General features: G+C 54.8%; 19 protein-coding genes, 1 tRNA gene and 2 pseudogenes. 14 read left to right on the forward strand and 8 right to left on the reverse strand.

What is annotated here, in order from left to right; genetic code table 11:
• The coding region (locus tag AXE65_RS04000; protein WP_068388453.1) for a hypothetical protein at positions 1 to 520 on the reverse strand (520 nt) is incomplete at its 3' end.
• A gap of 126 nt (positions 521 to 646) precedes the next feature.
• Here AXE65_RS04000 and AXE65_RS04005 point away from each other — a divergent pair.
• A pseudogene (locus AXE65_RS04005) lies at positions 647 to 811 on the forward strand (peptide-methionine (S)-S-oxide reductase); the annotation flags it as partial.
• Between the two features lie 18 nt (positions 812 to 829).
• Here AXE65_RS04005 and AXE65_RS04010 read toward each other — a convergent pair.
• Together AXE65_RS04010 and AXE65_RS04015 are read right to left on the reverse strand one after the other, a co-directional pair.
• On the reverse strand, positions 830 to 1,228 hold the full coding sequence (locus AXE65_RS04010; RefSeq protein WP_068388456.1) for a type II toxin-antitoxin system VapC family toxin: 399 nt from the start codon (positions 1,226 to 1,228) through the stop codon (positions 830 to 832).
• Entirely contained in the window at positions 1,225 to 1,491 is a 267-nt protein-coding gene (locus tag AXE65_RS04015; RefSeq protein ID WP_068388459.1) for an AbrB/MazE/SpoVT family DNA-binding domain-containing protein, read from the reverse strand. The genes AXE65_RS04010 and AXE65_RS04015 overlap by 4 nt, the downstream gene beginning before the upstream one ends.
• A gap of 83 nt (positions 1,492 to 1,574) precedes the next feature.
• Between AXE65_RS04015 and AXE65_RS04020 the strand changes: the two are divergent.
• From AXE65_RS04020 to AXE65_RS04070, 11 genes and pseudogenes are all read left to right on the forward strand, one after another.
• Positions 1,575 to 1,829, forward strand: a pseudogene (locus AXE65_RS04020) (peptide-methionine (S)-S-oxide reductase); the annotation flags it as partial.
• A gap of 66 nt (positions 1,830 to 1,895) precedes the next feature.
• Complete coding sequence (locus AXE65_RS04025; protein ID WP_068388467.1) at positions 1,896 to 2,777, forward strand: MurR/RpiR family transcriptional regulator; 882 nt, start codon at positions 1,896 to 1,898, stop codon at positions 2,775 to 2,777.
• The gene (locus AXE65_RS04030) at positions 2,758 to 3,399 is read left to right on the forward strand and encodes a cysteine hydrolase family protein (protein ID WP_068388470.1); all 642 of its coding nucleotides are present in this window, start codon (positions 2,758 to 2,760) and stop codon (positions 3,397 to 3,399) included. The genes AXE65_RS04025 and AXE65_RS04030 overlap by 20 nt, the downstream gene beginning before the upstream one ends.
• Positions 3,396 to 4,724 (forward strand): type I glutamate--ammonia ligase, encoded by a 1,329-nt coding sequence (locus tag AXE65_RS04035; RefSeq protein WP_068388473.1) that lies wholly within the window; start codon positions 3,396 to 3,398, stop codon positions 4,722 to 4,724. The genes AXE65_RS04030 and AXE65_RS04035 overlap by 4 nt, the downstream gene beginning before the upstream one ends.
• Positions 4,708 to 5,460 (forward strand): N-formylglutamate amidohydrolase, encoded by a 753-nt coding sequence (locus AXE65_RS04040; protein ID WP_068388476.1) that lies wholly within the window; start codon positions 4,708 to 4,710, stop codon positions 5,458 to 5,460. The genes AXE65_RS04035 and AXE65_RS04040 overlap by 17 nt, the downstream gene beginning before the upstream one ends.
• Before the next feature lie 16 nt (positions 5,461 to 5,476).
• Positions 5,477 to 6,652 (forward strand): ABC transporter substrate-binding protein, encoded by a 1,176-nt coding sequence (locus tag AXE65_RS04045; protein WP_068388480.1) that lies wholly within the window; start codon positions 5,477 to 5,479, stop codon positions 6,650 to 6,652.
• Positions 6,653 to 6,713: 61 nt separating this feature from the next.
• Positions 6,714 to 7,433 (forward strand): ABC transporter ATP-binding protein, encoded by a 720-nt coding sequence (locus AXE65_RS04050; protein WP_068388483.1) that lies wholly within the window; start codon positions 6,714 to 6,716, stop codon positions 7,431 to 7,433.
• Entirely contained in the window at positions 7,426 to 8,145 is a 720-nt protein-coding gene (locus tag AXE65_RS04055; protein ID WP_068388486.1) for an ABC transporter ATP-binding protein, read from the forward strand. The genes AXE65_RS04050 and AXE65_RS04055 overlap by 8 nt, the downstream gene beginning before the upstream one ends.
• The gene (locus AXE65_RS04060) at positions 8,133 to 9,011 is read left to right on the forward strand and encodes a branched-chain amino acid ABC transporter permease (protein ID WP_068388490.1); all 879 of its coding nucleotides are present in this window, start codon (positions 8,133 to 8,135) and stop codon (positions 9,009 to 9,011) included. The genes AXE65_RS04055 and AXE65_RS04060 overlap by 13 nt, the downstream gene beginning before the upstream one ends.
• Positions 9,008 to 10,036, forward strand: coding sequence for a branched-chain amino acid ABC transporter permease (locus AXE65_RS04065; RefSeq protein ID WP_204376510.1), 1,029 nt, complete (start codon positions 9,008 to 9,010; stop codon positions 10,034 to 10,036). The genes AXE65_RS04060 and AXE65_RS04065 overlap by 4 nt, the downstream gene beginning before the upstream one ends.
• On the forward strand, positions 10,029 to 11,297 hold the full coding sequence (locus AXE65_RS04070) for an aspartate aminotransferase family protein (protein ID WP_068388494.1): 1,269 nt from the start codon (positions 10,029 to 10,031) through the stop codon (positions 11,295 to 11,297). Before AXE65_RS04065 ends, AXE65_RS04070 begins: the two co-directional genes overlap by 8 nt.
• Before the next feature lie 42 nt (positions 11,298 to 11,339).
• Here the strand turns inward: AXE65_RS04070 and AXE65_RS04075 are convergent, their stop codons facing one another.
• Together AXE65_RS04075 and AXE65_RS04080 are read right to left on the reverse strand one after the other, a co-directional pair.
• Positions 11,340 to 12,710 (reverse strand): aspartate aminotransferase family protein, encoded by a 1,371-nt coding sequence (locus tag AXE65_RS04075; protein WP_068388497.1) that lies wholly within the window; start codon positions 12,708 to 12,710, stop codon positions 11,340 to 11,342.
• Positions 12,711 to 12,735: 25 nt separating this feature from the next.
• The gene (locus tag AXE65_RS04080) at positions 12,736 to 14,220 is read right to left on the reverse strand and encodes an aldehyde dehydrogenase (protein ID WP_068388500.1); all 1,485 of its coding nucleotides are present in this window, start codon (positions 14,218 to 14,220) and stop codon (positions 12,736 to 12,738) included.
• Between the two features lie 206 nt (positions 14,221 to 14,426).
• Here AXE65_RS04080 and AXE65_RS04085 point away from each other — a divergent pair, with 206 nt between their 5' ends.
• Positions 14,427 to 14,840 (forward strand): PH domain-containing protein, encoded by a 414-nt coding sequence (locus AXE65_RS04085; RefSeq protein ID WP_068388502.1) that lies wholly within the window; start codon positions 14,427 to 14,429, stop codon positions 14,838 to 14,840.
• Positions 14,841 to 14,892: 52 nt separating this feature from the next.
• On the opposite strand, the gene typA is transcribed toward AXE65_RS04085, so the two are convergent.
• The 3 genes from typA to rnr all read right to left on the reverse strand — a co-directional run bounded on the left by typA (position 14,893) and on the right by rnr (position 19,932).
• A complete protein-coding gene (gene typA / locus AXE65_RS04090; protein ID WP_068388505.1) occupies positions 14,893 to 16,710 on the reverse strand; it encodes a translational GTPase TypA in 1,818 nt (605 codons plus the stop codon).
• 79 nt (positions 16,711 to 16,789) lie between these two features.
• Positions 16,790 to 17,545: a 23S rRNA (guanosine(2251)-2'-O)-methyltransferase RlmB gene (rlmB, locus tag AXE65_RS04095; protein ID WP_068388508.1), complete on the reverse strand. Its 756-nt coding sequence runs from the start codon at positions 17,543 to 17,545 to the stop codon at positions 16,790 to 16,792.
• Positions 17,542 to 19,932, reverse strand: coding sequence for a ribonuclease R (gene rnr / locus AXE65_RS04100; RefSeq protein ID WP_079214033.1), 2,391 nt, complete (start codon positions 19,930 to 19,932; stop codon positions 17,542 to 17,544). The genes rlmB and rnr overlap by 4 nt, the downstream gene beginning before the upstream one ends.
• A gap of 139 nt (positions 19,933 to 20,071) precedes the next feature.
• Between rnr and AXE65_RS04105 the strand changes: the two genes are divergently transcribed.
• Positions 20,072 to 20,158: transfer RNA gene (locus AXE65_RS04105), tRNA-Leu, on the forward strand.
• Positions 20,159 to 20,237: the final 79 nt, after the last annotated feature.

Below are 20,237 nucleotides of genomic sequence, written 5' to 3' on the forward strand. Positions count from 1 at the left end.
GGATTAAAAAACCCAGCGCCTTACTAAGCTGCTGCGCGCCTTGCTGATTGCGCACAATGGTGAGCCAGGGACTGCCGTCTTTGGGATTAAACAGCACACAGCTTTGGCTGGCTCCGGTTTGGCATTCATAACGCACAAACGGCTCAATGCCGAACAATTCCACACTCTGGTGACGTACCGCCAGCGCACCATCGGCGGAGCGCCGCTCTTCGCGTACCACCAGTTCGCCCGCGCCCCCCAAGCTCAGCTGATAATTCAAGTCCTCACGCTTATTCTGCGCCTGCCCCACTTGATAGCCCACCGTTAAGGCGTTGTCGTTAAGCAACTGATTGCTCTCAGCGAGCAAAGCCGCGCGTTCATCTTGCGTGTGGTGACGAGTCTTAAGCCCATTTAAATAACTGTCGCGCTCGGGCGCTTCGATTTGCGCTGCTTGCTCTTGCGCGAAGGTTATTGGATTAAAAACCAGCAGCAATCCTGCGGATAACCCTACTAAAACAGCAGCCTTGCCAATCCTTGCCATGTTATTTCCCCCTATCGTCCAAAGCAGGTTATTAAGTAGCCTTAAGCACAGTGGTGAAGCAGTGGTGAATAGTGGCGCAATTTTACTCATTACTCCAGAGGTTAAGTCGTTATGTGTTTAATGCAACATGCCGTCAATGGCCGCTCGCTCGCCGGACCCTTTCCCGCTAAATTGCAACAGGCGGTGTTTGGCATGGGCTGTTTTTGGGGCGCTGAGCGATTGTTTTGGCAGCAAAACGGTGTTTGGATAACCGCCGCCGGTTACGCCGGTGGGCAGTCACACGACCCGACCCAAGGGTGTGGTCGAGGCTCATGATAGAAGCCGCGCCGCATTCCCCTGTTTCGTGAGAAGCGAAACGGCCTTTTTATCGAACGAAACGAAGGTTTCCCCGCCAAGCCATTTGCCTTCATGGGCCATGATGCCATCGGCAAAATCCCCGCCCGCATCGAGCACGGCCAATCCAGCTTCCACAGCAAGGCGGTTCATGACGACATTTTTAGTGTCCAGAAGCGCCCTGATTGCACCGGAAACATCCTCTTTCGGCAGTTTGGCACCCTGCCTAAGAATCCACACCAGCTCACAGAGCGAAGGCAAGGAAACGGCGATCAGGGTTGCATCCGCAAGCAGCTTGCGAGCCGTTCGGCATTGCCCTGCATCGTCTTGCAAAATGGCGCGAGCCAGCACGTTTGTATCGGCAGTGATCTTCATTCTTTGCCCAATTCCCCGGCCCATCCTGCGGCTGCTATGTCGTTCATTTCTTCGATGGACAGGGGCTTTTTCAGCTTCACCTTGCCATCAAGCGCATGGAAGAAATTTTCAATGGTTCCGGCAGGACGTGCCGCCCGCACCCGAATTTCACCGTCTGGCAGCTTTTCAAACTCGACGCGTTCGCCGGGCTTGATACCGAGGTGATGCAGCAAGTCCCGCTTTAGCGTGACTTGCCCTTTCGTCGTCACTGCTAGTGAAGTCATGGGAAACCCCTTTGTTGAATATACCTGCACAGTAATTGAAATTTGCCTTACCGACAAGGCAGTGAAAACGAACAGTAAGCAGGATGCGCCAAGGAGGCGATATCGGCAGCCAGTACCGCTCCGTTATCTACTGCTTTGATGATGAACAACTCATGGCCGCTCGCGCCAGTCGAGCCGATTTTGCAGAGCGCTTGCAAGACCGTGGATACAACGCAGCCATCACCACTGAAATCCTCCCGTTAGCGGCCTTTTACTATGCCGAAGCTAAGCACCAGCAATATCTGGCGAAAAATCCAGACGGCTACTGCGCTCTTAAGGGACTTGCGCTTATGTGGTAAAGCAAACATAAACTCACCTATTGCTTTTTTCTGAAAGTTTTACTATACAGTGCGGCAGGAGGCCGCATGCCACAACTCAAACAACGCCTGACCCTGCCTGAACTTGTGCTGACCAAAGCCGAGCACAAAGTCGTGCGTGCACTGTTGGACGACTGGCCGCTGCTAGGCTTAAGTGCCTTGGCCAAGCTCGCCGAACGCGCAGGGGTCAGCGACCCGACTATTTTGCGGTTGATAAAAAAGCTGGGGTTTGCCGGTTACGGCGAGTTTCAACAGGCCTTGCTGGCCGATATTGACGAGCGGCTGCGCTCGCCGAGCACCTTGCTGGTGCAGCGGCGTAGTCAATTTGAGCAAGGCAACCTGTGGCAGGGCTATCTTGAGAACTGCATCCAAAATCTGCGGCAGACCCAAGAGCTCAGTCAAAGCGGCGCGACCGAAAAACTCTGCACTTGGCTTGCCGACGAACGCGTCCGCCTGTTTTGCTTTGGTGGACGCTTTAGCCGTTTTCTGGCGGCTTACCTGTGCCTGCACCTGTGTCATTTACGGGCGCACTGCCAACTTTTGGACGATAGCCAGCAACTGCCCGAACAGATGGTCGATATCAGCGCCAAGGATGTACTGCTGCTGTTTGACTATCGCCGCTACCAGCGCGAGGCGCAATCGGTAGCCGAACAGGCCAAGGCACGCGGCGCTCGGCTGGTGCTGTTGACCGATATTTACCGCTCGCCGCTGCGCGATTTGGCGGACTTGATTATCAGTGCGCCGGTCGAATCGGTATCCCCGTTTGACAGTCTGGTACCGGCGCTGGCGCAGATTGAAGCGCTGATTTATCAACTGAGCAGCCGCATGGAAAAAAACCTGCAGCAGCGCCTTGCTGCCATTGACCAGTTGCGCAGCGTCTTTACCCAACCGCTTTTAAAGGAGCATCCCGATGCACTTATCCCCGCGTGATTTGCCCTTTAGTCTTGGGCAGACGGCCATCTTATTTGTCGATATGCAGCGCATCTGGTGCGAGCCGGGGCTTGATGCCCATTTATCCGCAGAAGACGGCCGCTACTACTACCAGCGTCTTGCCGAACAGGTTATCCCCAACCAACAACGCCTGCTCGCTGCGGTGCGCTCGCAGGGGGAAAACGTGCTGCATACCATTATCGAGAGCCTGACCGCTGACGGGCGCGACCGCTCGCTCGACCATAAGCTGTCCGACATGCACCTGCCCAAGGGCAGCCCAAAGGCTCAGGTTATCGCCGAACTTGCGCCGCTTGAAAATGAAATCGTCCTGCCGAAGACCTCATCCGGCGTGTTTAACTCCACCGCCATCGACTACGTTTTGCGCAACCTAAATACCCGTCACTTGATTGTCTGTGGCGTGCTGACTGACCAATGCGTCGATATGGCAGTACGCGATGCCGCCGACCGCGGCTATCTGGTCACACTGGTAGAAGACGCTTGCGCCACCATCACGCCAGAGCGCCATCAAGCTTGCCTGAATGCCATTGGGGGCTACTGCTGGATGACCGATACGCCAACCGTTATTGAGAGACTGCACCATCTACAAGGGAGCCTGGCATGAATCCCAAACAACCACTGGAGCTTATCAGTCTGGTCACTACCGATTTGGTCGCCGTCACCCGTGGTCGCGCGATACCACAGGCGGCGCTCGAAATTGCCGCAAAACGCGGCTGCGGCTGGGTTCCAGCCAACAGCGCACTGCATCCACTTAATGCCATTGCGGCGGATAACCCTTGGGGCAGCCACGGCGATTTGCGCCTGCTGCCGGATTTGCAAAGCCGCGTCCGCGTTGAAATTTGCGCCGATGGCATAAGCCCGCCGCTCGATTTTATTCAAGGCAACCTGGTTGAAACCAACGGCAACCCTTGGCCGGTCTGCCCGCGCACCCTGCTGCAAAACGAACTTAAACGCTATCAAGACGAACTGGGGCTTAGCGTTACCGCCGCTTTTGAACACGAATTTACCCTGCTTGGCTTAAGCCGCGAAACCCAGGCATTCTCCCTGGAGGCGCAGCGCCAAGCCGCGGTTTTTGCTGGATACCTGATGGCCGCACTGGATGAGGCTGGGGCTGAACCGGAAATGTTTTTGCCCGAATACGGCGAGCACCAGTACGAAGTCACCTGCCGTCCCACCGCGGGCGTAAAAGCGGCTGACCGCGCCGTTATCGTGCGCGAAGTCACCCGCGAGATGGCGCGTCAGTGCGGATTACGCAGCTCATTTTCCCCGCTGCTTAAAACCGACGGCACCAGCAACGGCGTGCACCTGCATATCAGCTTATATGACGAACAGGGTAGGTCCGTTTTGTACCAGCCGGATGCAGACAACAACCTGGCCAAGCTGGGTGCGCATTGGGCGGCGGGCGTACTGCATCATCTGCCGGCACTCTGCGCTTTGACCGCGCCTTCGGTGATTTCTTGGCTTCGCTTAAAACCGCACCGCTGGAGCACCGCCTACGGCTGCCTTGGCAATCGCAACCGCGAGGCGGCGTTACGCATCTGCCCCACCACCACGCTAGGCGAAGCAGATCCGGCGGCGCAATTTAATCTCGAATACCGCCCGATGGATGCCACCGCCTGCCCGCATCTGGCGATGGCCGCCGTGCTCATGGCGGGACGATCAGGCATTGCCGAACAACGGCCGCTAAGCGCCTTGTCCGACCAGGATCCGGCCAATTTGAGCGACACCGAGCGCAAGCAACGGGGTATCCGCGCCCTGCCGCGCGATTTGGCGGATGCGCTGGCCAACTTGCAGATGGACAGCGCACTGTGCACCGAACTGCCGCGCCCGCTGCTCGATACCTTATTTGCGCTGCGCAGCGAAGAACTGCGCCTAACCCAAGGCTTATCCGACCGCGAACTGTGCGAACGCTATGCCAAGCTCTACTGAAAACACAGAACTCGGCCTGTACACAAGGGCACCTTTTACCCTGCACCTTGAACAAGGCCGCTCGCCCGTCGTTTTGGTCTGCGAACATGCAAGCGCTTTTATCCCGCCCGAATTAAACCGCTTGGGGCTTAGCGAAGCGGCGGCCAAAGAGCATATCGCCTGGGATATTGGCGCATTAAAACTGGCCTTGGCGCTTTCTGAGCAATTGGATGCACCGCTGCTTGCAGCCGAATATTCACGCCTTTTGATTGATTTAAACCGCCCACTTAACGCACCCGACAGCATCCCCGAACAGAGCGAAATTTATTCAATTGCCGGCAATCAAAAACTATCCGAACAAACCCGCCGCTACCGCGAAGATTGCCTGTATCGCCCCTTTCAGCAACAACTTGCCAGACTGATCGAACAACGCCTTACGAGCGGGCATCCAGTGCGTTTGGTGGCGGTACACAGCTTTACCCCCGTTTACCGGGGCAATGCCCGACCCTGGCCGATTGGCATACTCTTTGGGCATGCGCAAACTTACGCGCAGCGACTGATTAACGGGCTGCGTCAATACCCGATTAATATCGGCATTAACCAGCCCTATCAAATTACCGATGACGGCGATATGACCATCCCGGTTCACGGTGATGCACAACATATCGACGCCGTATTATTGGAACTGCGCAACGATGGACTGCGCAGCGAGCAGGATATAAAAACTTGGGCAAAGCGCTTGGCGCCTTTGCTTTAATAACCGGAGAGCAACAATGACAATAACCAACCCATTGATAAAAGCAAGCATCATTGCCAGTCTATTATTGACTTCCTCGCCAGGCGTTGCCGCCGATAAAATCATTATCGGTGGTGCCTTATCGATGACCGGCGAGCAGGCGGCTTTTGATATTCCAGGCTTTAAAGGTGCACAGGTTGCGGTTAAATATCTAAACGATAATGGCGGCCTATTGGGCAAAACGGTTGAATTTATCAATATCGACGGAAAATCCGATGCCGTTACCGTCGGCAACGTCGCGGTCGAGTTAATCGATAAGGGCGCGCAAATTATTATCGCGCCTTGCGATTTTGACTTTGGTTCACCCGCCAGTCGCGAAGCACAGGCGGCGGGTTTGGTCGGTATTTCCACCTGCGCTTCTGACCCTTTGTATTCCTCTTGGACACTGGGCGATAAACAGTTTACCCAAGTGATGTGGAATACCACCATTGGTGCGGCAGCCGCCGATTTTGCCGCCAAAGAAAAAGGCTGGAAAAACGCCTATGTAGTCACCGACCAATTTATTGCCTATACCAAGTCACTGTCCAAATACTTTATTGAACAGTTTAAAACCAACGGCGGCAAAATCCTGCTTGAAGATACTTATACCAATGGCGATAATAATTTCTCTGCACAACTGGCGCGTTTACGCGCACTAAAAGAAAAACCGGACGTGATTTTTATTTCATCTTACGGAACGGATAACGCCATGATTATCCGCGCCCTGCGTGAAGTCGGTTTTGATATGCCGATTTTAGGCGGTGATGTATTTGACGACCCGGCCATTCATGAAGCCTTGGGCGAGCGCTTTGGCAATACTATTTATTTTGTTGCCCATACCTGGATGGGGCCAGAAGCGCATCCCGACATGATGAAGTTTATTGGCCTGTACCAACAAATGTTTGGCGAAGCACCGGATACTTCCTATGTTTCTACCGGTTGGGATACGGTGATGTTGCTGGCTGAAGGCATTAAAGCCGCTGGCACCACCGAAGGCGATGCATTAGCACGAGCCTTGGAACAAGGGCAATTTAGTTTGCTTTCTGGCGAATTAAATTACACTTCGGCAGCCGAAGGCCATGTGCCGAATAAATCCGCCGCAATCATTGAATTTAACGGCGGCAAACTTAAATTTATCGGCTGGCGCAAACCACAGACCTTGCCCAATCCTTAAAAACGCTCCCTCTCCCATCAATGAGCGAAGGGAGAGGGCGTTCAATGAGAGCCACAAGAAAATGCCCCTTTTGGTAGAAGCCGTATCGGTCGAGTTTTCCGGCTTAAAAGCGCTCGATACGGTCTCGCTTGCCCTGCACAGCGGCGAGATTGTCGGGCTGATCGGCCCTAACGGTTCGGGTAAAAGTACGCTGGTTAATGCCATTACCGGCCAGGTGCGTTTGGCGGGCGGGCATATCCGCTTAGGCGATAAGCACCTTTCCGGGCTATCACCCAGGCAAATCGCGTTGGCCGGTATTAGCCGCACCTTTCAAACGGTGCGCCTGTTTGCGCAAATGACCGTGCTGGAAAATATCGAAACGGCCGCGTTAGCTCAAGGCGCGGGGCTTGCCGAAGCGCGAAGCCTGGCGCACAGCCTGTTGGCCGATTTTGCGCTGGCGGATAAAGCAGAAGAACTTGCCAATACCCTTAACTACGGCGACCAGCGGCGGGTGGAAATCGCCCGCGCACTGGCCGCTCGCCCCAAGTTTTTGCTGCTCGATGAACCCGCCGCCGGCATGAATGATGCCGAAAGCGAAACACTGCGCCAGTTACTCGCCGAATTGCCCGCACAGTATCAGTTGGGGCTTTTGATTATCGACCACGATATGGGATTGATGATGCGCCTGTGCCCACGCCTGCACGTGTTGGCTTTTGGCCGTACCTTGACCGAAGGCAATGCCGAACAGGTACGCCATCATCCGGCGGTTATCGAAGCCTATTTGGGACAAGACCATGCTTGAAGTGCAGGGATTACAAGTAAGTTACGGCGCGGTCAAAGCCGTACGCGGCATCCATTTCCATCTCAAGGCAGGCGAGCTGCTCTGTCTGCTCGGTGCCAACGGCGCGGGCAAATCCTCCACCCTTAAAGCCATTGCTGGCGTACAAAAAGCCAGCAATGGTTCGCTATGGCTGGATGGACAAGACTTAAGCGGCGCTCGCCCGGAACAAATCGCCCGTGCCGGTATTGCCGTAGTGCCGGAAACCCGCGACGTATTTCCTGATATGAGCGTGCTGGAAAATTTACAGCTAGGCGCTTGGCTGCACCGCCGTGATACGGCGGGCAATAAAGTGAGGCTGGAGGAACTGTACGCGCGCTTTCCGCCCCTGGCGCAGCGGCGTCATCAGGCGGCCGGCACGCTATCCGGCGGCGAGCAGCAAATGCTGTCCATTGCCCGCGCATTGATGAGCAGGCCGCGCCTGCTGCTGCTCGATGAACCCTCGCTGGGCTTGGCTCCTGCCATTAGCCAGCAGATTTTTGCGCTGATTGCACAACTAAAAAGCCAAGGGCTTGGCATTTTGCTGATTGAACAAAATGTGCAGCAGGCGCTACAGATTGCAGATCGCGCCTTGGTCATGCGTTTGGGGCAAATCGTGCTGCAAGGCACGGCGGCAGAAGTTGCGCAGCAAAATCTAAGCGCCCAATACTTGGGAGAACAGCCATGCAATTTGTGATTGACTGCTTAAGCTTGGGCGGCGCTTACGCGCTGATGGCGCTGGGGCTGGTCATCATCTACGGGATTTTGCGACTGGTGAACTTTGCCTATGGCGATCTGGTGATGGTCGCCGGTTACAGTCTGTTTCTGCTCGCCCCGTCGCCGCTACCTTGGCTGCTGATGGCGCTACTTGCCGTTTTGATGGCCGTATTGTTTTCAGTGCTGACCGACTACGGCGCTTTTCGCCCGCTACGCGCCAAGTCGGTGACTGCCGTGCTGATTACCTCGTTTGCCTTTTCCAACCTGCTACAAAACTTAAGCCTGCTGTTGATCTCGCCGCGCCCACGCACCGTGCCGCTGCCGGACTGGTTTTCCAACACGGTAGAGCTGGCCGGTGCCCTGGTGCCTTTGCGTGACCTTGTCACCATTGCCGCTGCCGCCTTGCTGCTTGGCGCGGTTGCCTTGCTGATGCGTAAAACCAGCCTGGGGCTTGCCATGCGTGCGGCGGCGACTCACTTTAATATGGCGCGGATGCTGGGTGTTCCGGCGAATTTAGTGATTACCAGCGCCTTTGCGCTATCCGGCCTGCTCGCGGGCGTGGTCGGCATTTTATGGATTGGCCGTGTCGGCACAGTCACCCCGGGGATTGGTCTTGAGCCTTTACTGGTCGCCTTTATCGCAACCGTTATCGGTGGCATGCGCAGTTTGTTGGGCGCGGTCATTGGCGGCTTTTTGCTCGCTTTTATCAATACCGTACTCAATTACGAACTGCATTTCGATTTACTCAAATTCCGTGATGCCTTTAGTTTTTCGCTGGTTATTTTAATTTTGCTGATAAAACCCGAAGGGTTGATTAAAGGCGCACCCAGCGGGGAACGCACATGATAAAAAATACTTGGATCAGCGCCGTTATTTTAATCGCGCTTATCGGCGCTATTACACTGGCTGCTGAATTATCAGGCGTTCGCCTGTATGAACGGATTGCCACGCACCTGTTTATTTCAATGGTATTGGTGATTGGTCTGCAATGTTTTATGGGTAATTCGGGGCTACTCTCCTTTGCCCATGTCGGCTTTATGGGGATTGGCGCGTATTGTTCGGCCGTTTTGACTCTTCCGCTACAAGTTAAAGGCATGGCGCTGCCGGAACTTTATCCCTTTTTAAAAACCATCGAACTGCACCCCTTGCTTGCCATGCTCGCCGCTGGACTGCTCGCCGCGTTGGTCGCCGCGCTGATTGCCTGGCCACTGATGCGCCTGGCCGGTGCGGCGGCGGTGATTACCTCTTTTGCCCTGCTGGTGGTGCTGCATACGGTACTCAATAACTGGAGCGCCTTGACCAATGGCCCGCGCACCCTGTTTGGCTTGCCCAAAACGACGGACTTATTCACCGCTGCCGTGATCTGCATATTGACCCTGCTGCTGGCGCTGGCCTTTAAAGAATCGCGCAGTGGCAAATTACTGCGTGCCTCGCGCGAGGACGAAACCGCAGCCGCCGCAATGGGCGCAAACATCCCCCTGCTGCGCTGGCAAGCCTTTGTATTGGCCGCTTTTATCGCCGGTATCGGCGGCGCACTTTGGGGACACTTCATCACCTCCTTTGCGCCCAAGGCGTTTTATCTGAAGGAAACCTTTTTCATTATCAGCATGCTGGTTATCGGCGGTGCAGGCACGGTCAGCGGCGCCGTATTTGGCAGCATCTTGATTACCCTCGCCTATGAACTGCTACGCAGCGCGGAAGGCTCGTTAAACACCGTATTCGGCGCAGGAAAAGTAGCGGGCTTGACCGAAATAGCGCTCGCGCTCGCCATGATTTTGGTGATGGCACTAAGACCCGGCGGACTGTTTGCCAACCGCGAAATCGGCACGCTGCTGCGGCGCTTATGGCGCAAAGGAGCCGCCGATGACTGATCTGTACCAACGCGAAAGCCGTTGTATCGCAAAACTGGCACAACTTCGCTTTTTTCCGCAGGCCGTTGTAGGTGGAAAAGGCGCTTGCTTGACAGCAGACGATGGCCGCCAATTACTGGATTTTTCCGCCTCCTGGGGTGCCGCGAGCTTGGGCTACGCGCATCCAGCGATTAGAGAGGCCGTCCATCAAGCGCTAACCGACCAAGCCGGAGCCAGTTATTTATCATCAGCCAATGCGCCTTGTCTGCTACTCGCAGAAAAGCTACTGGCACTGGTTCCGCCCCGTGCACGTGGCCGCGTTTGGTTTGGCCATTCCGGTTCCGATGCCAATGAAACCGTCGCCCGCGTAGTGGTCGCCGCAACGGGCAGGATGCATATTTTGGCCTTTGAGGGCGCGTACCACGGCGGCACGGTAGGCTCGATGGGCATTTCCGGCCATCCGGCGCAGTCCGGCAGCCGCGCCGATAATCTGCACTTGATGCCTTGGCCGACAGGTGACGGCAGCAATACGCTTGACCATCTCAAAACACTGTTTCGCAGCATTAAGCCAAAGCAAGTCGCCGCTTGCTTTATCGAACCCATTCAGTCCGACGGCGGCATGCACCTGCCGCCTGCGGGCTTTTTCCTCCAATTACAAGCAATTTGCCGCCAGCACGGTATTTTGCTGGTCTGCGATGAAGTCAAAGTCGGCCTTGGTCGCACCGGGCTTTGGCACGCTTTTGAGCATTTTGACCTTGAGCCGGACATCCTCGTATTCGGCAAAGGCTTGGGCGGCGGCCTGCCGATTTCTGCCGTGGTAGGCCCTGCGCACATCATGAACCACGCCAGCCACTTTGCCATGCAAACCCTGCACGGCAACCCCGTCTGCGCCGCTGCCGCGCTGGCCGTTTTGCAGTACATTGAAGGGCAACAACTGATTGAAAACGCCCGAACAGTCGGTACTTTTCTACAACAACAGTTAAATCAACTGGCAAAAACCGAGCCGTTGATTGGACAAGTACGCGGACGCGGCCTTGCCATCGGCATTGAGCTTAACGACGAAGACGGCAAACAAGCCGCACTTGCCGTCTACCACGCCTTTGAATTAGGGCTGGTGCTCTATTACGTGGGCGAAAATTCCAACGTCCTCGAACTGACCCCACCACTGAATTTAACGGAAGGTGAAGCGGCGCAAGGCATTAACCTGCTTAAACAGGCGTTAGCCGATGTCCGTGCTAAACGGGTTGATGAGTCACTATTGAAGGATTTTGCTGGCTGGTAGCACGGCTGCCCTCTCTCGCGCATGCGAGAGAGGGGAGAGAACTTACAGCAGTTTTAATTCGCGTCCCGTGCGGTCTACCGCGCGTTTGGTTTTTTCGACCAGTTCATCCAGTTCGCTGTGGGTGGCGACCAAGGCGGGTGCCATAATCATGCGTCCCAAGGTCGATCGGATAATCACGCCTTCCTCAAAGCCGACGCTGCGGCAGTGCCAAGCAATGTCGTTTTCGTTGGCAAAACGTTTTTGCGTGGCCTTATCTTGCGCAAATTGAATGGCGGCAACCAAGCCATGCCCTTGCACCTGCCCAATCAGTGGATGGTTGTCGAAGGTCTCGCGCAGCAGTTTTTGCAAATACGGGCCGGTGTCGTTTTTCACCCTATCCACCCAGCCCTCGTCACGCAGCGCCTTGATATTGGCGATAGCCACGGCGGCAGCGACCGGATGCCCGCCATAGGTCGAGCCGTGGGCAAATACGCCGCCTTTTTCGACCAGGGTTTCGCCCATTTTGTGGCTTAAAATCAGTCCACCCATCGGGATATAACCACTGGTTAAACCCTTGGCGATGGAGAGGGTATCCGGCTCAAAGCCAAAGTGCTGATGACCGAACCACTCGCCGGTGCGGCCAAAACCGCTAATCACTTCATCAGCGCAGAGCAATACATCGTATTTACGGCAAATGCGCTGAATCTCTGCCCAATAATTAGCCGGTGGGAAAATCATGCCGCCCGCGCCCTGGAAAGGTTCGGCGACAAAAGCGGCGACTTTATCGGCACCCAGTTCGAGGATTTTGATTTCCAACTCCTGCGCGGCTTTTAAGCCAAAATCCTGCTCGGACAATCCCGCGCCTTGGGCAAACCAGTAAGGCTCACCGATATGGGCAAAGTCCGGCAACATGCCGCCCATTGCCTGCATAAAGTCCATGCCGCCCAGCGCCGCCGTGCCTAAGGTTGAGCCGTGATAACCGTTCCAGCGGCCAATCAAGATTTTCTTTTCCGGCTTGCCTTGAATTTGCCAATAACGGCGCACCGTGCGGATGAGCAGTTCATTGGATTCCGAACCCGAATTGGTATAAATCGCATGGCTGTATTTGGACGGTAAAATACCAAAGAGCAATTCAGACAGTTCAATCACACGTGGGTGCGTGGTATGAAAGAACAGGTTGTAATAAACCAGTTCTTCCATTTGTTTAAAGGCCGCCTGATTTAAATCTTTGCGGCCATAACCCAAATAGGTACACCAAAGGCCAGACATACCGTCCAGATAACGTTTGCCGTCGCTGTCCCAAAGGTTTAAACCCTCACCACGGGTAATGACCCGCGGACCTTCGGCATTAAGCTGTTTTTGGTCGAGAAACGCATGGATATGATGCGCCGCATCGAGCGATTGATAGGCCTTAGTATTAACAGATGCAGTCATGGCAAGGTCTCCTTGTTGATGTTGTTTAGCGCAATTGAAACCAGGTGGTTTTTAATTGCGTGTATTTGGCAAAGGAATGCAGCGACAAATCGCGGCCAAAGCCGGATTGTTTAAAGCCGCCAAAAGGCACGGCGGTATCCAGCGCGTCCACGGTATTGACGGATACCGTACCCGCCTGCAATTGCCGTGCTACGCGGTGGGCGCGGTTAAAATCATCGGTCCATAAGGAAGCGGCCAAGCCATAAATACTATTATTGGCGAGTTGCAGTGCCTGTTCTTCCGTATCAAAAGGCGTAACGGCAAGTACCGGACCAAAGACTTCTTCGCAGCACAGCCTATGGTTTGGCAATACGCCGCTAAAAATAGTCGGCTCAATAAAGTTATTTGAACCGTTAATCGTTAATTGCTTGCCGCCGCAAATTAATTGTGCGCCTTCTTTTTGTGCATGATCAATAAATGCCATAATGCGCTCCGTTTGCTTATTATCGACAATCGCACCGGCGGCGCTTTGTGGATTTAACGGGTCGCCCGGCTGCCATTGTTTGGCTTTTTCCATTAAGCGTTCAATAAATTCATCATAAATTTTACGCTCGACCAATAAACGCGAATTGGCCGAACAGACTTCTCCCTGATTAAAGAAAATACCAAAAGCGGCTTTTTCTGCCGCCAAATCCAAATCTTGGGCATCGGCAAAAATTAAATTGGCACTTTTACCGCCGCATTCCAGCCAAATCTGTTTCAAATTGGATTGGCCGGAATACTGCATAAAGTATTTACCCACTTCCGTGGAGCCGGTAAAGGCCAGTCCATCCACATCGGCATGCAGTCCCAAGGCTTTTCCGGCTTGTTCACCAAGGCCCGGCACGACATTTAAAACGCCTTCGGGAATACCGGCTTCCAGCGCCAATTCGCCCAAGCGCAAGGCAGAAAATGGCGATTGCTCCGCTGGTTTAAGTACCACCGAATTACCCGCCGCCAGCGCCGGGGCGAGCTTCCACGCGGCCATATCCAGCGGAAAGTTCCACGGCACCACGGCTGCAACCACGCCAAGCGGCTCGCGCGTGATGGTGGCCAGCGCATCCGGCGCGGTCGGCGCAACTTCGCCGTAGAGCTTGTCCAGGCTTTCGGCGTACCAGCGAAACACGCCAGATGCGCCCGGCACGTCAAAATTCCACGCATCCATCACCGGCTTGCCCATATTGAGGCTGTCGAGCAGGGCAAGTTCGTCACGCTGCTGCAAAATGAGTTCGGCCAATTTCAGCAGCTTGGCTTGCCGCTCTCGCGGATGGCTGCGCGACCAATGGCCTTGGTTAAAGCTGCGCCGCGCGGCCTGCACGGCCAAATCCACCTCGGCTGCACCGCAAGCTGCGACTTGCGCCAAAAGTTTTCCGCTGGCCGGATTGATGCAATCAAAAGTATTTTGTACAGGCTGCGCTTTCGCATCGATTAGCGCCGTTGTGATAAAACGCTGCGCGGCGGCACGGGTTTGCCAATCGCCGTATTCGTACACTGTTGCCCTCCAAGGTGCCCACTGTGGGCGACACGCAAAATTATTTGAGTGGCGCGGATGATGGCCGAACTTGCCGCGAGCGGGAAGCAGTAAAAAACTGGACGGTAGCCATAAAAAACCTTAGCGGCGGGTTTCTACCCATAACAAAGACCAAGCGCTCTGTTATATTGCAGCCTTCCTCTTTCCTTATCTTATAAGGAGCCACGATGGCCAGCTATATCGAAAGCACGCTGATAAGCGGTGAAAAAATTATTGCCGAGGCGCGTTTAAGCCTTTGGTCAATGTGGCTGGAAATTGTGTTGGGTGTTGTACTTTTGCCGCTCGTTGTCGGATTATATTTTTTAATTCGCGTGTATTTACGTTATATCTCGACGGAGCTGGCTTTTACCAATAAGCGGGTGATTGCCAAGTTTGGTTTTATTAGAAGACAAACCATTGAACTACAAATTAGCAAGATTGAAAGTATTCAGGTTGAGCAAGGTATCTTAGGACGGATTTTTGACTACGGAACTTTGATTATTTCCGGTGCCGGTAATCCGCAAGCGCCGATTCCCGGGATTTCACAGCCTATGCAGTTTCGCCAAGCCTTTATGCAGCATCAAGACCAGCAGAGTAGTTAAAAGCGCTCTCTCCCACCCCCAGGATGCGGGTGGGAGAGGGGCGTTAAGAGCCTTAAGCCTTGCTTCTGGCGTCGCGCTTGCGGTCGTTTTCGGACAGCCGTTTTTTGCGCAGGCGGATGGATTTGGGGGTAACTTCGACCAGTTCATCGTCGTCAATAAATTCCAGTGCTTGCTCCAGGGTAAAGCGCAGCGCCGGGGTTAATTGAACGCTTTCGTCCTTGCCGGAAGCACGCATATTGTCGAGTTTTTTCGCTTTGGTGGGATTAACCACCAAGTCATTATCGCGCGTGTGAATACCGACCAATTGGCCTTCATAAACCGCATCTTGCGGGGCTAAAAAGAGTTTGCCGCGTTCTTGCAGCGTTTCCAATGAATAAGCCAGCGCCGTGCCACTGGCCATGGAAACCAATACGCCGTTTTGCCGGTGGGACACTTCGCCGGCTTTAACCGCGCCGTAATGGTCAAAGGTGGAAGCCAAGATACCACTGCCGGAAGTCAGGGTTAAAAACTGGCCGCGAAAACCAATTAAACCGCGAGCGGGAATTAAATATTCCAAGCGGATACGCCCTTTACCATCGGGAATCATATTGAGCAGTTCGCCTTTGCGCAGACCCATTTGTTCCATTACCGGGCCTTGGTGCTGCTCTTCAATATCGATGGAGAGGTTTTCAAACGGCTCTTGTTTTTGTCCGTCTTTTTCAATAATCACCACTTCCGGACGACCCACGGCGAGTTCAAAGCCTTCGCGGCGCATGGTTTCAATCAATACGGAAAGGTGCAATTCACCGCGCCCGGAGACTTTAAATTTTTCCGCCGAATCACCGTCTTCTACACGCAGTGCCACGTTGTGCAGCAGTTCTTTTTCCAGCCGCTCTTTGATATTGCGGCTGGTGACGAACTTGCCTTCGCGTCCGGCAAAGGGCGAGTCGTTGACTTGGAAAGTCATGCTCACCGTCGGCTGGTCAACCGACAGCGCGGGCAGCGCCTCGACTTGCGCCGGATCGCACAGGGTATCGGAGATAAACAGCGCGTCCATGCCGGATACGCAAACAATATCGCCTGCTTCAGCGCTGTCTTGCTCGATGCGCTGCAAACCGTGATGCCCCATGATTTTAAGGATACGTCCGCTGCGCCTTTTGCCTTCATCGTCAATCGCAACTACTGGCGTGTTGGCATTGATTTTGCCGCGACTAATACGGCCAATGCCGATAACGCCCAGGTAGCTGCTGTAGTCGAGCTGCGAGATTTGCATCTGGAACGCGCCGTCCCTATCCACCTTGGGCGGCGGCACGTGCTCAATAATCGCCTCAAACAGCGCATCCATATTGCCTGCCATTTGTTCATGGTCAAAACCGGCTATGCCGTTGATGGCGCTGGCGTAAACAATCGGGAAATCCAGCTGCTGTTCGGTTGCGCCCAAGTTGTCGAACAGGTCAAAAATCTGCTCAACCACCCAATCCGGCCTCGCCCCTTGGCGGTCGATTTTATTGACCACAACAATCGGGCGCAGCCCGGCCTTAAAAGCTTTTTGCGTGACGAAGCGGGTTTGCGGCATTGGGCCGTCCTGCGCATCGACTACCAGCAGCACCGAGTCGACCATGCTCATCACCCGCTCCACCTCGCCGCCAAAGTCGGCGTGGCCGGGCGTGTCAACAATATTGATGTGATAGCCGCGCCAGTTGATGGCGGTGTTCTTCGCCAAAATGGTAATACCGCGTTCTTTTTCCTGGTCGTTGGAGTCCATCACCCGCTCGTTTTCTGCCTCTTTGCGATCGAGCGTGCCGGAGAGTTTAAGGAGCTTGTCCACCAGTGTGGTTTTGCCGTGGTCAACGTGGGCGATGATGGCGATATTGCGCAGATTTTCTATCACAGAGGGTCTCGGGGAATTGCGGCGCAGCCGGATACGTTCGGCTCGCCAAAAAATGGGGGCATATTCTAGCGGAATTGGATTACAAAGTGGGCTTAAGTGTTCGCTGCCTTAGCGCTTCAAACAGGCAAATGCCGGTAGCGACGGAAACATTTAAGCTGCTGACGCTGCCTTGCATCGGCAGGCGTACCAGCCAGTCGCAGCGTTCGCGAGTCAGTCGGCGCAAGCCTTTGCCTTCTGCGCCCATCACCAAGGCCAGTGGGCCGCGAAGGTCTTGTTGCCAGAGGTCGCGCTCGGCTTCGCCGTCCGCGCCGACCAGCCACAGGCCGCGTTGTTTGAGCTTATCGAGGCAACGTGCAAGATTGCTCACAGCGACCAGCGGCACAACCTCTGCCGCACCGCAGGCGACTTTGCGCACCGTCGCATTTAATGTAGCGGCGCGGTCTTTCGGCACGATCACCGCTTGCGCGCCCGCCGCATCGGCGCTGCGCAGGCAAGCGCCCAAGTTATGTGGGTCGGTTACGCCGTCGAGCACCAGCAAAAAAGGCGGCGCTGAGTGGCTCTCCAGCAGCAGTTGCAGCATATTTTCGGTGTAAGGCTGGCTGGGCGTGACTTCGGCCAGCACGCCTTGGTGTACGCCTTCTGTACGTTCATCCAGTTGCTGGCGAGTGGCGGACAGGATAAGAATCTTTGCACTTTCGGCGAGTTCCAGCAGATGCTGCATGCGGGCATCGGCGCGATTGTCTTGTAGCCAGATTTGCTTGATGCGCTCGGGATGGCGTTGCAATAAGGCACTGACGGCATGCAGGCCGTAAACGGTTTCCAAGGTCTGGCTCATGCTTTGCGCCTGCTGCTGGATTTTTGAGTGCCGCCCGCCTTCGCCTTTTTAACGGTTTTTGCAGGTTTTGCCGGTTCAATAGTCGGCTCTTTTTTGCGACTGCTTTTTTTAGCTGAATGGCTTTTGCGACTGCCTTCAATCAGCTCAAAATCCATCTTGCGCTCGTCCAGATCCACGCGCATCACGCGGATTTGTACGCTATCGCCCAAGCGGAAACTGCGCCCGCTGCGCTCGCCAGAAAGGCTCTGGTGCGCCGGTTCAAAGTGGTAGTAGTCATCCGGCAAGGCGGTGACATGAATTAAACCTTCCACATAAATGCCAGAAAGCTCCACAAACAGGCCAAAACCGGTCACGGAACTAATCACGCCGTCAAAAGTCTCGCCAATCCTGTCCTGCATAAATTCGCATTTAAGCCAGTTGACCACGTCACGAGTCGCCTCATCGGCGCGGCGTTCAGTTAATGAACACTGCTTGCCGAGCACTTCCAGCGCTTCTTGTTCATACGGGTAGATACGCGCTTTGGTGATGCTGGTGGCACCTACGCGCAGCACACGCGAAGTCTCGCGGCGCGAGCGGATGACTGAACGAATGGCGCGGTGCACCAGTAAATCAGGGTAGCGGCGGATGGGCGAGGTGAAATGCGTATAAGCGTCGTAACCCAAGCCAAAGTGGCCGTGATTGTCCGCGCTGTAGTGTGCTTGGCTGAGCGAGCGCAGCAGCATGGTCTGGATCAGATGAAAGTCCGCGCGACCACTGATGCGCTGCAATAGCGCTTGATAGTCTTTTGGGGTTGGTTCCGCGGTTTTTTTGCTGGTTTGCAGGGATAAGCCCAATCCGCCCAAAAAGCTGCGCAGTTTTTCCAGCCGTTCGGACGACGGGACATCGTGCACGCGGTACAGCGAAGGGATGGCAAGTTCCTGCATAAAGCGGGCGCTGGCGACGTTGGCGGCGAGCATGCATTCTTCAATCAAGCGGTGCGCTTGATTGCGCTGCACCGGCAAAATCGCGCTGATTTTGCGTTGTTCGCCAAACAAAATGCGCGTTTCTTGCGTTTCAAAATCAATCGCCCCGCGCTCGCCCCGCGCTTCGTGCAATACCTGATAAAGCGCGTAAAGCTGCTTGATGTGCGGCACTAACTCGCCATGTGTTTTGCGCAGTTGTACGGCGGCTGCGCTTTTCGGATGCTCCAACAAGGCGCTGACCTGCTCGTAGGTGAGCCTCGCCTTGGAATGGATGACGGCTTCACAGAAGCGGTAATCTTGCATCTGTCCTTTGCTGTCAATTTGCAGTTCGCAGACCAAGGCCAAGCGGTCAACCAATGGATTCAGCGAGCATAAGCCGTTGGACAGTGCCTCCGGCAGCATCGGTACCACTTGGCCGGGGAAATACACTGAATTGCCGCGTGCTTTGGCCTCTTCATCCAGTGCAGAACCTAGCGGCACATAGTGCGAAACATCGGCAATCGCCACATACAGCCGCCAACGCGCGGACAGGCGTTTTAAGCTGCGCGGCAGTTTTTCGCAGTAAACCGCATCGTCAAAGTCACGCGCATCTTCACCGTCGATAGTGACAAAGGGCAGATGACGTAAATCCACACGCTTGAGCTTGTCCTTCTCGAGCACTTCGGCCTTCAGCTTGCGAGCCTCTTGCTCGACTTCATCCGGCCAAACGTGGGGAATGCCGTGACTGCGCAAGGCAACGTCGATTTCCATCCCGGGAGCCATGTAATCCCCCATCACCTCAACAATATCGCCCTGAGCCTGAAAACGCGCGGTCGGCCAATGAGTGATGCGAATCTCTACAAACTGGCCAATCTGCGCCCCGCCATTACGACCCGGCGTAACCAGCACTTCCTGCTGCACCTTGGGATGGTCGGGCAACACAAAGCCAATGCCGCCTTCCTCAAAATAACGGCCAATCAGCGTTTGGTGGGCGCGTTCGATAATCTCGGCAATCGCCCCTTCGCGTCGCCCGCGCCGGTCAAAACCGGCCACCCGCGCCAGCACGCGGTCGCCATCAAAGACCAAGCGCATCTGCGTCGGGCTTAAAAATAAATCGTCCGAGCCGTCTTCCGTCAGCAAAAAGCCAAAGCCGTCACGATGGCCGCTCACCCGCCCACGCACTAAATCGAGCTTATCCACCGGCGCATAAGTGCCGCGGCGTGTGTAAACCAACTGCCCGTCACGCTCCATCGCGCGCAATCGGCGGCGCAGCGCTTCGATTTGCTCGTCATCGCTTAAACCAAATTCCGCCTGCAACTGCTCGCGCGAGGCGGGTGCTCCACGCTCTTCAAGCTGCTTTAAAATCAGCTCGCGGCTCGGGATGGGGTTTGCATAATTTTGCGCCTCACGCGCGGCCTCTGGGTCGAGGGATTGCCAATCGGCCATAAACAATCAAGTACCTTAAAAGTGTTCTAAAGAAACGCGTCGGGTATTTACAAGCGTCGGCGAGCTACGTATAGTTCGCGCCCACAGCGTCAGAGGTGACGTTGTAACACAAACCCCATGCTAAAACATGGCTTTATGTGCCCAGGTGGCGGAATTGGTAGACGCGCTGGTTTCAGGTATCAGTGGTGGCAACACCGTGGAAGTTCGAGTCTTCTCCTGGGCACCATCATATTGAAATCCGTTGATTATAAAATATCAATAAACATAAAAATCAACGGGTTACTGGTGGTCATTTAAATCCATTG

The sequence above is a fragment of the Ventosimonas gracilis genome (assembly GCF_001580025.1).
Lineage (GTDB): Bacteria > Pseudomonadota > Gammaproteobacteria > Pseudomonadales > Pseudomonadaceae > Ventosimonas > Ventosimonas gracilis.